Raw genomic sequence first — 14804 nt, forward strand, 5'->3', positions numbered from 1 at the left:
AACGGGGAGAAGGTGCCGGCAGGCGGATGAGGGGCAGCGCCAACCTCGGCAATTAAAGACCTCTCAGCGCGCCGTCCCGTAAAGCAGTCCCCGCGGGTCGATCTGCGGCTTGCGGCCGGCGACGACGTCGGCCAGGAACTGTCCCGAGCCGCAGGCCATGGTCCAACCGACATGGCCGTGGCCGGTGTCGAGATAGAGGTTGCGGTATTTCGCCTGGCCGATGACCGGCACCGAATTCGGCATCATCGGCCGCAGGCCGGCCCAGAGCACGGCCTTCTTCTCGTCGAAGGCGCCGGGGAAAAGATCCTTGCCGGTTTCCAGGATGGTCCTGAAATCACCCGGCTTGAAGCTGCGGTCGAAGCCGGTGAATTCGGCCGTCGAGGACATACGCAGACGATTGCCGAGCCTCGAATATCCTATCAGCCGGTCCTCGTCGGCGCCGCCCATGGTCGGCCCCTTGCTCTCGTCCTCGAGCGGGATGGTGGCGGTGTAACCTTTCACCGGGTAGACCGGCAGGTCGATGCCGTAGCGGCGGCCGAGCAGGCCGCTTTCCGGCCCCATGGAGATGACGATGGCGTCGCCGGTGACCGGCCCGGCCGAGGTCATGACGGCGCGCACCTGGTCGCCCTCGATGTCGAGGCCCTGGATCGTCGTGCCGAACAGGAATTTGACGCCGAGCTTCTCGGCTGCATGCGCGGCGAGCTTGTCGGTGAACTGCTTGGAATCGCCGGTCTGATCGATCGGCGAATAGATGCCGCCGGCGATCTTTTCCTTAACGCCGGCGAGGCCCGGTTCCAGCTCGACCAGACGCTCGCGGCCGACGATCTCGATCGGCAGGCCGCGCTCGCCGAGGTAGCGGTAATTGTCGGTGCCGGTGTCGAGGCTCTTTTGCGAGCGGAAGAAGTAGAGAATGCCCTTCTTGCGCTCGTCGTAATGGATGCCGGTCTCCTCCGACAGTTGATTGATGCAGTCGCGAGAATGGAGCGCGAGCCTGAGCTTGACGTCGGTGTTGGCGCGTAGCCGCGTCACGGTGCATTCGCGCAGGAAGCGCAGGCTCCAGGCATAGAAATAGGGATCGAGGCGCAGCCTGACCTTGATGCCGAGATCATGGTTCCAGAGCGCGCGCAGGAAGGTCTTCAGCGCGGCGGGCGAAGCCCAGGCGGTGGCATCGCCGGGCGACACCAGGCCGGCATTTGACTGGCTGGTGCCGCGCGCCGCCGTTTCGTGGCGCTCGATCACCGTCACCTCGTGACCGTCCCTTGCCAGATAATAGGCGGCCGCCGTGCCAACCACGCCGGCGCCGAGAACCAAGACCTTCATGCCGTTCCCTCATTGCGGCGGCGCACGCCTTTGGGCGCCGCTGAATGGGTCTCAATACCGTGTACGGACGCGCCGGACGAGCCCTTGGCCCAACAGTCAGCTTCTGATGGAGTTCTTGGTCGTCAGAATCCGTTCCCAGGCCAGCGCGTCGTTGACGATCAGGTCGAGATCGTCACGCTTCGGCGTCCAGCCGAGTTCCTTGCGGGCAAGCTCGGAATTGGCGACCACGGCGGCGGCGTCGCCCGGCCGGCGGTCCCCCATGCGCACATCGAAGTCATGGCCGAAGGCGCGGCGCACGCTGTCGATCACCTCGAGCACCGAATAGCCGTGGCTATAGCCGCAGTTGGCGACGAGACTCCCGCCGCCATCGCGCAGCCGCTGCAGCGCCAGCCGGTGCGCGGCGGCGAGATCGCTGACATGGATGTAGTCGCGCATGCAGGTGCCGTCCGGCGTCGAATAATCGGTGCCGAAGACCTGCATGAAGGGGCGCTTGCCGAGCGCGGTCTCGCAGGCGACCTTGATCAGATGCGTGGCGCCGGGGGTCGACTGTCCCGTGCGGCCCTTCGGATCGGCGCCGGCGACGTTGAAATAACGCAGCGCCGTGTAGCGGATGTCGTGCGCCAGCGCCGCGTCGCGCAGCATCCATTCGCTCATCAGCTTGGAGAGGCCGTAAGGCGATTCCGGCGCAAGGTGGGCATCCTCGCGCACCGGTTCCAGTCCGGCGCCGCCGTAGACGGCAGCGGTGGAGGAGAAGATGAAGTGCGGCACGCCTTCACGCACCGCGGTTTCGATCAGCGTGCGGGTCTTGCAGGTGTTGTTTTCGTAATAGCCGAGCGGGTCGGCGACCGATTCCGGGACGACGATCGAGCCGGCGAAGTGGATGATGGCGTCGACCTTGCTGTCGCGGATGATCCGGCCGACCAGGTCGCGGTCGGCGACGTCGCCGACGGTGAGCCTTGCTTCCGGGGCGACCGCCCATTCAAAACCGGTGGAGAGCCGGTCGAGCACCACGACGCTCTCGCCGGCGTCCAGCAGCTCCCAGACCATATGGCTGCCGATATAACCGGCACCGCCTGTCACCAAAACCGTCATCATCTACCTCGCTGGTCAGGATTTATCGGAAACTGTCTCAACAGCCACCATGCTGGAAAACCCGCCGCAAGCCCACTAGCCTCCCTATGTTAAGTCCGTAACAGTTCGTCGCGCGCCCGAGGCATCGTACTGAAACCAAACTGCTTCAAACAGCCGGGAATAGGCCACGTTCCGGCATCGTTAGGAACAGGGCACGGGCGTGGCATTTTGACCGGTTGGGCGCGGTGGACGCGGCATGGGGCAGTGATTATGATCCGGCCCCAAAATTGGGAAGTCGACATGGACTATCAGCGGTTCTTCGAGGATGCGATCGACCAGCTCCACGCCGAGCGTCGCTACCGCGTTTTCGCCGACCTGGAACGCATCGTGGGCAAGTTCCCGCGCGCCATCTGGCGTTCCAACGGCCGCGCCCAGGAAATCACCGTGTGGTGCTCCAATGACTATCTCGGCATGGGCCAGAACGCCGATGTGATTGCCGCCTTCCAGACCGCGGCCAGCAAGATGGGCTCGGGCGCCGGCGGCACCCGCAACATCTCCGGTACCTCGAACCCTTTGGTCGAGCTCGAGCAGGAGCTCGCCGATCTGCATGACAAGGAAGCGGCGCTCGTCTTCACCTCGGGCTTCGTCTCCAACGAGGCCTCGATCTCGACCATCGCGCGGCTCCTGCCCAACTGCCTGATCATTTCGGACGAGCTCAACCATGCCTCGATGATCGAAGGCGTGCGCCGCTCGGGCGCGGAAAAGAAGATCTTCCGCCACAACGACGTCGCGCATCTGGAAAGCTTGCTACAGGCAGCCGGGCGCGAGCGCGCCAAGCTGATCGTCTTCGAAAGCGTCTATTCGATGGATGGCGATATCGCGCCGATCAGGCAGATCGTCGAGCTCGCCGAACGCTACAACGCCATGACCTATATCGACGAGGTCCATGCGGTGGGCATGTACGGGCCGCGCGGCGGCGGCATCACCGAACGCGAGGGCCTGGCCGACCGCATCGACATCATCGAGGGCACCTTGGCCAAGGCCTTCGGCACGCTGGGCGGCTACATCGCCGGCACCAGCGCCGTCATTGACGCGGTGCGCTCCTATGCGCCGGGCTTCATCTTCACCACCGCGCTGCCGCCGGCGATCGCGGCGGCCGCAACGACCTCGATCCGTCACCTCAAGCGCTCGCAGGCCGAGCGCGACGCCCAGCAGCGCCAGGCGGCGCGCACCAAACAGGTGCTTGCCGCGGCCGGGCTGCCGGTGATGGACTCGGCCACCCATATCGTGCCGGTGCTGGTCGGCGACCCCGAGCTTTGCAAGATGGCCAGCGACCGTCTGCTCGGCGTACACGGCATCTATATCCAGCCGATCAACTATCCGACGGTGCCGCGCGGCACCGAACGGCTGCGCATCACGCCGACGCCGTTCCATTCGGACGCGCTGATCACCGAGCTGCAGGACGCGCTGGTCGAGACCTGGGATGCGCTGGGCATTCCCTATGCCAGCTCCGGCCGTCCCGCCGTCGCCAAGAGCGACCGGATCATTCCGCTGCTGGTGCCGAAGTCAGGCGGCTGAAGCCGTTTGAAACTCTACTCCGGTGGCCATCTGCCGCAGCGCTTCCAGTGCTCACGGACCTGAATGTCCGCTGCGCTCCAGTTCTCGAAGGCCGCACCAGCTGACTCGCCAGAGCGAGTTTCAATCCGGCTTCAGGGCGATTCACACTGTTTTCATCCATTTCGCCAGGCGATGTGCCGCTTCGTCGAGCTGATCGAGGCGGCGGTGGAAGCATAGCCTGAGGAAGGCTTCGCCGCCGGGACCGAAGGCGGTGCCGGGCGCCAGGCCGACATTGGCGTTGTCGACAATGTCGAAGGCGGCTTTTCGAGCATCGGTGAGGCCGTCAATCCTGAAGAACAGGTAGAAGGCGCCCTGCGGCACGGCGAACCGCGCCTTGCCGGTTTCGCCAAGGATGCCGCAGACGAGGTCGCGTGCCGCCCGCGCGCGCTCCACCTGTTCGGCGATGAAGCCGTCACCCTCATCGAGGGCGGCGACCGCGCCGCGCTGCATGAACTGCGCGACGCCCGAGGTCGAGTACTGGATCAGGTTCTCGAACACCTGCTGCAAGGCGGGATGGGTCTTGATCCAGCCGACACGCCAGCCGGTCATGGCCCAGTTCTTGGAGAAGCTGTTGACGAACAGGATACGGTCCTCGGGCGTGGCGATGTCGAGGAAGGACGGCGCGCGGCCATGGCCGTAGTGGAACAGCGAATAGATCTCGTCGGCAATGATCCACAGGCCCTTCTGGCGGGCGAGATCGAGGATCGCCTGGAGCGTCTCCTTGTCGGCGGTCCAGCCGGTCGGGTTGGACGGCGTGTTGATGAACAGAAGCTTCGTGCGCGGCGTGATCGCCGCTGCGATCTTGTCGACGTCGCAGGACCAGCCATTGCTGGACTGGTCGAGAGTAACCGGCACCGGCACGGCGCCCGCCACGCCGGCGGCCGCAGCGAAATTCGGCCAGGCGGGCGAGAGATAGATCACCTCGTCGCCGCTGCCGGCGATCGCGTCGATGGCCAACTGGATGGCATGCATGCCGGATCCGGTGACGATGAACTCTTCCTCGGCGAAGGTCTTGCCGAAATGCCTGGCGTAGTAACGGGCGAGCGCCTGCCTGAGCGCGGGAATGCCCTTCTGCCAGGTGTAGAACGTCTCGCCGTCGGCCAGTCCCTTGGCGGCGGCATCGCTGATGAAGGAAGGCGTCGGCAGGTCCCCCTCGCCGGCCCAGAGCGGGATCAGGCCTTCGCGCAGGCGGCCATGATTGATGACGGCGACGATGCCGCTTTCGGGCGCAGCGCGGGCTTCCGCGCGCAAGGTCTCGATAAGGGTCATGGGCAAAATCCGTATTCGTCTCGTGAGCGCTCTTACCAGATCCCCAAACGGAAAACCCCGGCCGCAGGGGGCCGGGGTTTTGGTCCAGAGCACCCGCTCCGCGTTATCTCTTGGCGAGCAGGTCGCGGATTTCGGTCAGCAACTGCACGTCGGCGGGCGGCGGGGCAGCGGCAGCAGCGGGCTTCTCGCGTTCCAGTCGCCTGCGCAGATTGTTCACCGCCTTGACCATCAGGAAGATGATGAAGGCCAGGATCAGGAAATTCAGCACGACCGTGAGGAAGCTGCCATAGGCGAAGACGGCGCCTTCTTTCTTGGCATCGGCCAGCGTGGCCGAATGGACGTTCGAAGACAGGCCGAAGAAGTAATTGTTGAAGTCCAGCCCGCCGAAGATCGCGCCGATGATCGGCATGATGATGTCGTTGACGAGCGAATCGACGATCTTGCCGAAGGCGGCGCCGATGATGACGCCGACGGCCAAGTCCATCACATTGCCCTTGGAGATGAATTCCTGGAATTCTTTCAGCATTCGACCCTCCTTGCCGTGACGGGCCGCGCTGCCGCCTCACCAGTGTCCTTCGGTGCCGGCCCTGGACCCACCATAACAAAAACCCCCGGTTGCAAAACCGGAAAAAGGGCCAAAGCACCGGTTTGTGTTTCCGCACCATCATCCAGCACATATGCGCCGAAAGCCGCGGTGGACTCGCGGTTGGAGCTGTGATTGCGTTGTAGGGACCGGATGAGGTACCGGTTTTAGTCAAGAAATAGAGCATGATGTTGCCCGAAAACCGCCTCTCACTTTTCGGCATCATGCTCTAGGAGGAAGTGCGGACCGTGCAAGGCTGGTTCGTCGTCATCATCGCGATCGCCTATGTGACGCTGCTTTTCGCCATCGCCAGCGTCGGCGACCGGCGCTCGGTGGCAGCCGGGCTCGGACGGGCACGGCCCTTCATCTATGCGCTCAGCCTCGCCATCTACTGCACCTCCTGGACCTTCTTCGGTTCGGTCGGGCTGTCCTCCGAGCGCGGCCTCGAATTCCTCGGCATCTATACCGGCCCGGTGCTGGTCTTCGTGTTCGGCTTCCCGCTGCTCAACCGCATGATCCGGCTGGCAAAAAGCGAGAAGATCACCTCGATCGCCGACTTCCTCGGCGCCCGCTACGGCAAGAGCTTCACCGTCGCGGCGATCGCGACGCTGATCGCCACCATTGGCGCGGTGCCCTACATCGCGCTGCAGCTCAAGGCGATCTCCGGCTCCGTCAGCCTGATGGTCGAGCACTATACCGGCTCGCCGCCTTCTTTCGATCCGTTCGTCAGCGATATCTCACTTGTGGTCGCGATGTTGCTGGCGCTGTTCGCGGTGCTGTTCGGCACACGCCATGCCGACGCCACTGAACACCAGGACGGGCTGGTTCTGGCAGTGGCGGTCGAAACCGTGGTCAAGCTCGCCGCCTTCCTCGCCATCGGCCTGATGGTGACGTTCCTGATCTTCGGCGGGCCCGGCGACATGTTCGCCAGGCTTGCCGGAAACAGCCAGGTGCGCCAGGCGATGAGCTACAGCACCTCGCTCGCCACCTGGCTGGTGCTGACCGGCCTGAGCGGCTTTGCCGTGCTGATGCTGCCGCGGCAGTTCTACGTCACCATCGTCGAGAACCGCAGCGAGGCGGAGCTGCGCACCGCGACCTGGGTGTTCCCGCTCTATCTCGTGGCCATCAATGTCTTCGTGCTGCCGATCGCCTTTGCCGGCCTGTCGCTGGTCGGCGGCAAGACCAGCAGCGACCTCTATGTCTTGTCGCTGCCGCTGTTCAGCGGCCATGACGTGCTGGCCATGGCCGCCTTCGTCGGCGGACTGTCGGCGGCGACCGCCATGGTGATCGTCGAGAGCGTCGCGCTGTCGATCATGATCTCCAACGATCTCGTCATCCCGCTGTTCGTGCGCCGCGTGCTCAAGACGAGTTCTTCGGAGAACGAGGACTGGTCGACGCTGATCCTCAATGTGCGCCGCGCCTCGATCTTCATCATGCTGTTCATCGCCTTCCTCTATTATCGCGAGAGCACCAATAGCGCGCGGCTATCCTCGATCGGCCTGATGTCGTTTGCCGCGATTGCCCAATTCGCGCCGGCGTTGATCGGCGGGCTGATCTGGCGCCGCGCCAACGGCCGGGGCGCAGCCCTCGGCATGGTCGCCGGCATAGCCGTCTGGGGTTATACGCTGCTCCTTCCTTCACTTGTCGGCACAGAATCCGACGTCGTCGTCCATGGCCTGTTCGGCTTCGAGGCGCTGAGGCCGCAGGCGCTGTTCGGCACCGTCGGCGAGCCGCTGAATCACGGCGTGCTGTGGAGCCTCTCGGTCAATGCGCTGTTTTTCGTCCTGGGCTCCCTCTCGCGCGCATCCGTGCCGCTGGAGCGCATCCAGGCGGCGCTCTTCGTGCCGCGCGAGGCCGGCCCGATGCCCAGCCTCAGACGCTTCCGCACCGCCGTCACCGTCAACGACCTGAAGGACACGATCTCGCGCTATCTCGGCGTCGAGCGCACGGAGCGCTCGTTCCAATCCTTCGAGAGGGACGCGAAGGTCTCCCTGCACGGCACCGAGCAGGCCAGCATGGATGTCATCCGCTTTTCGGAGCAACTGCTGGCGAGCGCCGTCGGCTCCTCCTCGGCGCGGCTGATCTTGTCGCTGCTCTTTCGCCGCAACGATCGCGACTCCAAGGATGCCTTCAAGCTGCTCGACGACGCCACCGAGGCGCTGCAGCACAATCGCGACCTGCTACAGATCGCGCTCGACCAGATGGAGCAAGGCATCACCGTCTTCGATCGCGATTTCCGACTGATCTGCTGGAACCGGCAATACCGGCTGCTGTTCGACCTGCCAGACGAGATGGGCCAGGTCGGGGTCTCGCTCGACCGGATCCTTCATCATCTCGCCGAGCGCGGCGACATTCCCGCCGACCAGCGGGTGACGATGCTCAACCGGCTGACCAGCTTCGCCGGCCCGTGGCAGATGGAGCTGAAGACCAGCGGCCGCATCCTGGAGCTGCGCTCCAACCCGATGCCCGACGGCGGCATCGTCGCCACCTATGCCGACATTTCAGGCCGCGTCGAACAGGACCTGGCGCTGAAGCGGGCCAATGAATCGTTGGAGCAGCGGGTCAAGACCCGCACCGTCGAGCTCACCCGCGTCAACGAGGAACTGGCGCAGGCGCAGATGTTGGCCGAGGAGGCAAACCTCGGCAAGACGCGCTTCCTCGCCGCCGCCGGCCATGACATCCTGCAGCCGCTGAACGCCGCCCGGCTCTATTGCTCGTCGCTGATCGAGAAGGCAGGCAAGGGACCTGCCGGCAAGGCCGCGATGAACATCGAGTCCTCGCTGGAATCGGTCGAGACCATCCTCGGCGCGGTGCTCGACATCTCGCGGCTCGACGCCGGCGCCATGAAGCCCGACAATACCGCTTTTACCCTGGGCGGACTGCTTGGCCAGATCGGCACCGATTTTCGCCCGCTCGCCGCCGAAAAGAAGCTTCATCTGAAGATTGTGCCGTCGTCCCTCGGCGTCATGACCGACCGGAACCTTTTGCGCAGGCTGATCCAGAACCTCGTTTCCAACGCCATCAAATACACGCGCCAGGGCCGCATCCTGGTCGGCGTGCGGCGGCGCGGCGAACTGGCGGAGATCCAGGTGATCGACACCGGCATCGGCATTGCCGGCGACAAGCTCAACACCGTCTTCCATGAGTTCACGCGCCTCGACGAGGGCGTGCGCGAGGCCGAAGGTCTTGGCTTGGGGTTATCCATCGTCGACCGCATCGCCAGGGTGCTGCGGCTCGAGATCCGCATCTACTCCACCCCCGCCAAGGGCACGCGCTTTTCCGTCATCCTGCCGGTCGCGGCGGTCGCGGCGCCGCCGCGCGAGGCCGGCAAGGCGCCGTCCCGCTCCGCCTCGACGCTTGCCGGGCTCAACGTGCTGTGCATCGACAATGACGCGCGGATCCTCGACGGCATGCGGCTGCTGCTGGAAGGCTGGGGATGCCGCGTCGAGACGGCTTCGGGATCAGGCGATCTCCTGAAGCCCGGCGCGCCAAAGCCGGACCTCGTGCTGGCCGACTATCACCTCGACGGCGGCACCGGGCTCGATGCGATCGCCGCGCTGCGCGCCGCCTATGGGCAGGACCTTACCTGCGTGCTGGTCACTGCCGACCGCTCCAGCGAGGTGCGCGCGGCTGCCGGCCGGCTCGACATTCCGGTGATCAACAAGCCGCTGAAGCCGGCCGTGTTGCGCTCGATGATGGGGCGCGTCAGGCCGCTGGCGCCGGCGGCGGAGTGATCAGCCGACCGGCTGCAGCGGGTCGCCGCCGATCTTCGACAGCTGGATGACCGCTTGGGTGCGGCTGTCGACGCCCAGCTTCTGCAGGATGGCCGAGACATGCGCCTTGATGGTGGCCTCGGAGACGCCGAGCTCATAGGCGATCTGCTTGTTGAGGAGGCCCTCCGCCAACATGCCGAGCACGCGCGTCTGCTGCGGCGTCAGCGCCTGCAGGCGCTTGATCAGATCGGAGATTTCCGGGTCACGCTCGACGCCGAGCTCTATGCCGGCGGGTGCCGCGATATCGCCGGCAAGCACCGCCTGCACGGCGGCGCGGATCTCTTCCATGCTGGCCGATTTGGAGATGAAGCCGGAAGCGCCGAGATCGAGCGCGCGGCGGATGGTGACGGGATCGTCATGCGCCGAGACCACCACCAGCGGCACCGCCGGATGGATGCCTCGCAGCGAGATCAGGCCGGAGAGGCCGCTGGCGCCCGGCATCGACAGGTCGAGCAGCACCATGTCGACATCCTCGTTGGCCAGTACCAGCGCCTTGGCGCTTTCGAAATCGCCGGCTTCATGGATGGCGGCAACGTCGCCGATGCCGGCAAGCGCCTCCTTCAGCGCGCCGCGAAAAAGCGGATGGTCGTCGGCAATGACGAAAGTGTGGCCCGACGGCAAATATTCCTCCCCCGATCCCATCATCATTGTGTTCTTGCGGGGACCGGAATGATTATGCGGCGGCGCGGCGCGTTTTCAAGCGGCAAAGGCCGCGTGCGGGGTTTTCCCCAAGGCGGCTTGCAATCAGGTCTTCTGCTGGTTCAGCTTGCCGTCGCCATCTTCCTTGTCCAGGTCCTTGACGATGTCCTTGAAGGTCCGGAAGAAGCGCTCCATGTAGCCCATCGTCTTGTTGAAATCCTCTTCGCTGGGCAGTTGCGATTCCAGCCGGGCAGACAGCGAATTCTCGAGCTTGGCGACACGCGCGTCGAGCGCCTTGACCGACTTGTCCAGCCGGTCGATCTCGTCCTGGTAGGCGGCACGCTCGTCGGCGGCCATCTTGCAGACGAGCTGGCCTGAGCGCTCTTCGCAGATCGACATGGCGCCGGTCCTTGTATTCATGCGGACATAGCCGTTGGCCGACTTCTCCAGACGGTAATGGTCGGTCTCCTCGGAATAGGCGGAAGCGGCAACCAACGAGCAAAGCGCCGCGGAGATCAGGATGTGCTGCAGACGCATGTTGTTCCTCCATGAGCCAGTGAAGGCGGACTATCACAGGTTTGCGCCGGAAATGGGGAAGAGTCGAGCTTCGAGCCTTCCCCGCACCTTCGGTTCGGACTATAGCGCGACAATGTCTCAGATTATCTACAAGATCGCGCCCGAGGCGCTGTGGCGCGAAGCCGAAAAGAACGGGCGCTTCACCGGCGCGCCGATCGACATCGCCGACGGCTTCATCCATTTCTCCGCCGCCGGCCAGGTTCGCGAGACGGCGGCCAGGCATTTCGCCGGGCAGACGGACCTGCTGCTGATCGCAATCGACGCGGCGAAGCTGGGCGATGCGCTGAAATACGAGGTCTCGCGCGGCGGCGCCCTGTTCCCGCATCTATACGCCGAGCTCGACCTTGGTGCCGTTCTCTGGGTAAAGCCGTTGCCGCTCGGCGCGGGCGGCCACGAATTCCCGACGCTGGAGGGCGAATAAGCGTGCTCGACCGGATCGGCCAAAAGCTGCTTTTCTCCTTCGATCCGGAAACCGCGCACGGCCTGTCGATCGCGGCGCTGCGCTGCGGGCTGCCGGTCGGCGCGACGGCGCCGCGGCGCCCGACGCATGACGCGCGGCTGAAGGTCAGCCTTTGCGGCCTCGATTTCCCCAACCCGCTCGGCATGGCCGCCGGCTACGACAAGAACGCCGAAGTGCCGGACGCGCTGCTTGGGCTCGGCTTCGGCTTCGCCGAGGTCGGCACCATCACGCCGCTGCCGCAACCCGGCAATCCGAAGCCGCGCATCTTCCGGCTTACGGCGGACGAAGCGGTGATCAACCGGCTGGGCTTCAACAATGAGGGCCATGCGGCCGCCGAAAAGCGCCTTGCCGCGCGCAAGGGACGGCCAGGCATCGTCGGCGTCAATATCGGCGCCAACAAGGACAGCGCCGACCGCATCGCCGACTATGAGCGCGGCGTCGCCCGCTTCGCGCCCTATGCGAGCTATCTGACCGTCAACATCTCCTCGCCCAACACGCCTGGCCTGCGCAACATGCAGGCGCGCGAGCAACTCGGCGAATTGTTGTCGAGGGTGACGGCGGCAAGGACGGAAGCGGCGGCGCAGCCGCCGGTCTTCCTCAAGATCGCGCCGGACCTCGTCGAGGCGGAGCTGGAAGACATTGCCGCCGAGGTCATCGAGAAGAAGATCGACGGCCTCATCGTCTCCAACACGACCCTTGCAAGGACAGGATTGCGCAGCACGGCCGTGGCAGGCGAAGCCGGCGGCCTTTCGGGCAAGCCGCTGTTCGAGCGTTCCACCGCCGTGCTCGCCCGCATGCGTAAGCTGCTCGGCCCAAGCATTGCCCTCATCGGTGTCGGCGGGGTCGATTCCGCCGAGACGGCGCTCGAGAAGATCCGCGCCGGGGCGGATCTGGTCCAGCTTTACACCGGCATGATCTATGCCGGGCCGGCGCTGCCCGGGCGAATCGTCGCCGGCATGGCGCGGTTCATGGAACGCGAGCGGCTTGGCTCGATCAGGGACCTGCGCGACTCGGCTTGCGAGCGCTGGGCTTCAAAACCGATCAGCTGAAAGCTGTCCTCACCCTGAGCCTGAGCACCGTCAGCAGGCTCAAGCCGCGCACCAGCAGGAAAACATGCAGCGATGCCCACAGGCCGCTGTTGCCGAATGCCGGCGCCAGGGTGATGAGCGCAGCGCAGAAGATGAGGAACGACAACAGCATCATGTTGCGCATGTCGCGCGACCAGGTGGCGCCGATGAAGACGCCATCCATCTGGAAGGCCAGCACGCCGCTCAGCGCCGTGAAGGCCGCCCAGGGCAGATAGGTATCGGCGACCGCGCGGACCTCCGGGGACGTCGTCACCAGCGCCACCAGACTGGCGCCGGCGGTCAGCAGGGTGAGCGTGGCGATACCGGCGAGGCCAAAACCCCAGATCAGCGTCAGCCGTACCGCCTGCCGGAACGGGGCAGGCGCATGCGCGCCGATGGCGCGGCCGGCGAGCTGCTCGGCGGCGGTGGCGAAACCGTCGAGGAAGTAGCCGGCGATGAGGAAGAAATTCATCAGCACGGCGTTGGCGGCGAGTGTCACCGTGCCGAATTGCGCGCCCTGCCTGGTGAACAGCGCGAAGGCGGCAAGCAGCGAGAAGGAGCGGATCATGATGTCGCGGTTGAGCGACAGCATACGCCGGTACGCTGGCAAGTCGAGGATACGCCGGCGCGACGGCCGCTCCAGCTTGCGGAAACGGTTGAGCACGATGGCAAGGCCAAGCAGCATGGCCAGGAACTCGCCGGTGACGGTCGCCCAGGCGACGCCGGCAACGCCCCAGCCGAGCTCGAGGCCGAGCAAGAAGCAGAGCGCGATGTTAATGCCGTTGAGCACCGCCTGCAGCATCAGCCCGAGCCCGCCCTCGCCGCGTCCCAGCACGTAGCCCAGTATGGCGTAGTTGATCAGTGAGAAGGGCGCTGCCAATAGCCTGATGCGGATATAGACCGACATCGCCGCGCTGACGCGCGGTTCGGCGCCCATGAACCATTGGCCGGCGACGGCAAAGAGGGGCGCAAGGGCGGCAAGCACGACGCCCGCGACGACCGCGATCAGCACGGCGCGCCACAGCACCGCCTGCTCCTCCAGCGCATCGCCGCGCCCGAAGGCCTGGGCGACGAGGCCGGTGGTGCCCGAACGCAGGAAGTTGAAGGTGGTGAAGACGACGTCGAACACCAGCGACCCCGCCGCCAGGCCGCCGAGCAGGGCCGCATCGCCGAACTGGCCGACCACCGCCGTGTCGACAATGCCAAGCAGCGGCGTCGTCAGATAGGCAAGCGTCATCGGCACGGCGATCGCCAGCACCGAGCGGTTGGTGACGGCGAAGGATCTGGCGCTGCCTTGGGTTGCGTCCATTGCTGCCTGTTCGATTGCGGGCTTGATCGAGGACCCGATGTGCCTCAGTTTGCCGGCGTCACGCAACCACCATCAGCCGGACTGCCAACCGAATTTTCCGCTGGTCTTACGCAACTCCGGACGGAAGGCTACGGCGAAGGCGCTGAGCCTAACCGTTTCACACTTTTCCTGGAATTGCTCCAGGCTGGCGCAGGCCTCCCGACCCATGCCGCTGCAGATCGTCCACCACCCCGACTATGACGCCGGCTTCGCCGTCAACCATCGCTTTCCGATGAGCAAATATCCGCTTTTGATGGAGGCTTTGCGCTTACGCGGTCTGGCCGTGCCGGGCGCGCTTTCGATGCCGGAGCCGGCACCGGCTGCACGGCTGAAGCTTGCGCATGCGGCCGACTATGTCGACCAGGTGATCGTCTGCCAGGTGCCGGCGAAAATAGAGCGCGAGATCGGCTTTCCGATCGGTCCGCGCGTGTCATTGAGGGCACAGCTCGCTACGGCGGGTACGGTGCTGGCCGCCAGGCTGGCGCTGAAACACGGCATTGCCTGCAACACGGCGGGCGGCAGCCATCATGCCAGGCGCGCGCAAGGCGCCGGCTTCTGCACCTTCAACGATGTCGCCGTCGCCGCGCTGGCGCTGCTGGCGGAAGGCGCCGTCGAAAACGTGCTGGTCGTCGACCTCGACGTGCATCAGGGCGACGGCACGGCGGACATTCTCAAGGATGAGCCGCGCGCCTTCACCTTTTCCATGCATGGCGAGCGCAACTACCCGGTGCGCAAGATCGCCTCCGACCTCGACGTCGCCTTGCCGGACGGCACTGGCGACGACGCCTATCTCGAGCGGCTCGCCGCCATCCTGCCGGAGCTCTCCGGGCAAAGGCGCTGGGACATCGTCTTCTACAATGCGGGCGTGGACGTCCATTCCGAGGACAGGCTCGGCCGGCTGGCGCTCACCGACAATGGCCTCAGCGCCCGCGAAGACATGGTCATCGGCCATTTCCGCAAGCAGGGCGTGCCGCTGTGCGGCGTCATCGGCGGCGGCTACTCGACCGACGTGCCGGTGCTGGCCGCGCGCCACGCCATCCTGTTCGAGGTGGCGTCGCGATATGCGTGATGCCACGCCGAG

At 65.3% G+C, this 14804-nt stretch carries 12 protein-coding genes; 5 read left to right on the plus strand and 7 right to left on the minus strand.

Translation table 11 applies throughout. From position 1 onward, the window contains the following. Positions 1 to 63: 63 nt before the first annotated feature. Together LB528_RS08445 and galE are read right to left on the minus strand one after the other, a co-directional pair. Positions 64 to 1320 (minus strand): D-amino acid dehydrogenase, encoded by a 1257-nt coding sequence (locus tag LB528_RS08445; protein ID WP_224714507.1) that lies wholly within the window; start codon positions 1318 to 1320, stop codon positions 64 to 66. A 96-nt stretch (positions 1321 to 1416) separates the two neighbouring features. Continuing rightward, complete coding sequence (gene galE, locus LB528_RS08450; RefSeq protein ID WP_224714508.1) at positions 1417 to 2412, minus strand: UDP-glucose 4-epimerase GalE; 996 nt, start codon at positions 2410 to 2412, stop codon at positions 1417 to 1419. A gap of 279 nt (positions 2413 to 2691) precedes the next feature. On the opposite strand from galE, the gene hemA reads away from it, so the two are divergent. Continuing rightward, positions 2692 to 3969, plus strand: a complete 1278-nt coding sequence (gene hemA, locus LB528_RS08455) for a 5-aminolevulinate synthase (protein WP_224714509.1) — start codon at positions 2692 to 2694, stop codon at positions 3967 to 3969. A 141-nt stretch (positions 3970 to 4110) separates the two neighbouring features. On the opposite strand, the gene LB528_RS08460 is transcribed toward hemA, so the two are convergent. Together LB528_RS08460 and mscL are read right to left on the minus strand one after the other, a co-directional pair. Continuing rightward, positions 4111 to 5277 carry a pyridoxal phosphate-dependent aminotransferase gene (locus tag LB528_RS08460; protein WP_224714510.1) on the minus strand — a complete coding sequence of 389 codons (1167 nt, stop codon included), beginning with the start codon at positions 5275 to 5277 and terminating at the stop codon, positions 4111 to 4113. Positions 5278 to 5380: 103 nt separating this feature from the next. After that, the gene (gene mscL / locus LB528_RS08465; protein ID WP_224512924.1) at positions 5381 to 5803 is read right to left on the minus strand and encodes a large conductance mechanosensitive channel protein MscL; all 423 of its coding nucleotides are present in this window, start codon (positions 5801 to 5803) and stop codon (positions 5381 to 5383) included. Positions 5804 to 6108: 305 nt separating this feature from the next. Here mscL and LB528_RS08470 point away from each other — a divergent pair, with 305 nt between their 5' ends. Then, the gene (locus LB528_RS08470; protein ID WP_224512925.1) at positions 6109 to 9594 is read left to right on the plus strand and encodes a PAS-domain containing protein; all 3486 of its coding nucleotides are present in this window, start codon (positions 6109 to 6111) and stop codon (positions 9592 to 9594) included. Here LB528_RS08470 and LB528_RS08475 read toward each other — a convergent pair whose 3' ends face one another. Beyond that, positions 9595 to 10254 (minus strand): response regulator transcription factor, encoded by a 660-nt coding sequence (locus LB528_RS08475; protein ID WP_224714543.1) that lies wholly within the window; start codon positions 10252 to 10254, stop codon positions 9595 to 9597. A gap of 123 nt (positions 10255 to 10377) precedes the next feature. Further along, positions 10378 to 10809: a hypothetical protein gene (locus LB528_RS08480; protein WP_224714511.1), complete on the minus strand. Its 432-nt coding sequence runs from the start codon at positions 10807 to 10809 to the stop codon at positions 10378 to 10380. 112 nt (positions 10810 to 10921) lie between these two features. Here LB528_RS08480 and LB528_RS08485 point away from each other — a divergent pair, with 112 nt between their 5' ends. Together LB528_RS08485 and LB528_RS08490 are read left to right on the plus strand one after the other, a co-directional pair. Next, positions 10922 to 11269: a DUF952 domain-containing protein gene (locus LB528_RS08485; RefSeq protein ID WP_224714512.1), complete on the plus strand. Its 348-nt coding sequence runs from the start codon at positions 10922 to 10924 to the stop codon at positions 11267 to 11269. After that, positions 11266 to 12357 carry a quinone-dependent dihydroorotate dehydrogenase gene (locus tag LB528_RS08490; protein WP_224714544.1) on the plus strand — a complete coding sequence of 364 codons (1092 nt, stop codon included), beginning with the start codon at positions 11266 to 11268 and terminating at the stop codon, positions 12355 to 12357. Before LB528_RS08485 ends, LB528_RS08490 begins: the two co-directional genes overlap by 4 nt. Here the strand turns inward: LB528_RS08490 and LB528_RS08495 are convergent. Next, positions 12350 to 13684, minus strand: a complete 1335-nt coding sequence (locus tag LB528_RS08495; RefSeq protein WP_224714513.1) for an MATE family efflux transporter — start codon at positions 13682 to 13684, stop codon at positions 12350 to 12352. The two genes, LB528_RS08490 and LB528_RS08495, sit on opposite strands and share 8 nt — an antisense overlap. Positions 13685 to 13889: 205 nt before the next feature. On the opposite strand from LB528_RS08495, the gene LB528_RS08500 reads away from it, so the two are divergent. Continuing rightward, a complete protein-coding gene (locus LB528_RS08500) occupies positions 13890 to 14792 on the plus strand; it encodes a histone deacetylase (protein ID WP_224714514.1) in 903 nt (300 codons plus the stop codon). Positions 14793 to 14804 lie beyond the last annotated feature (12 nt).

It is taken from the genome of Mesorhizobium sp. CA4 (assembly GCF_020165075.1).
Taxonomy (GTDB): Bacteria; Pseudomonadota; Alphaproteobacteria; order Rhizobiales; family Rhizobiaceae; genus Mesorhizobium.

Coding starts and splice junctions, on each gene's coding strand:
- LB528_RS08445 (WP_224714507.1), bottom strand. CDS start 1,320: ATGAAGGTCTTGGTTCTCGGCGCCGGCGTGGTTGGCACGGCGGCCGCC.
- galE (WP_224714508.1), bottom strand. CDS start 2,412: ATGACGGTTTTGGTGACAGGCGGTGCCGGTTATATCGGCAGCCATATG.
- hemA (WP_224714509.1), top strand. CDS start 2,692: ATGGACTATCAGCGGTTCTTCGAGGATGCGATCGACCAGCTCCACGCC.
- LB528_RS08460 (WP_224714510.1), bottom strand. CDS start 5,277: ATGACCCTTATCGAGACCTTGCGCGCGGAAGCCCGCGCTGCGCCCGAA.
- mscL (WP_224512924.1), bottom strand. CDS start 5,803: ATGCTGAAAGAATTCCAGGAATTCATCTCCAAGGGCAATGTGATGGAC.
- LB528_RS08480 (WP_224714511.1), bottom strand. CDS start 10,809: ATGCGTCTGCAGCACATCCTGATCTCCGCGGCGCTTTGCTCGTTGGTT.
- LB528_RS08485 (WP_224714512.1), top strand. CDS start 10,922: ATGTCTCAGATTATCTACAAGATCGCGCCCGAGGCGCTGTGGCGCGAA.
- LB528_RS08495 (WP_224714513.1), bottom strand. CDS start 13,684: ATGGACGCAACCCAAGGCAGCGCCAGATCCTTCGCCGTCACCAACCGC.
- LB528_RS08500 (WP_224714514.1), top strand. CDS start 13,890: ATGCCGCTGCAGATCGTCCACCACCCCGACTATGACGCCGGCTTCGCC.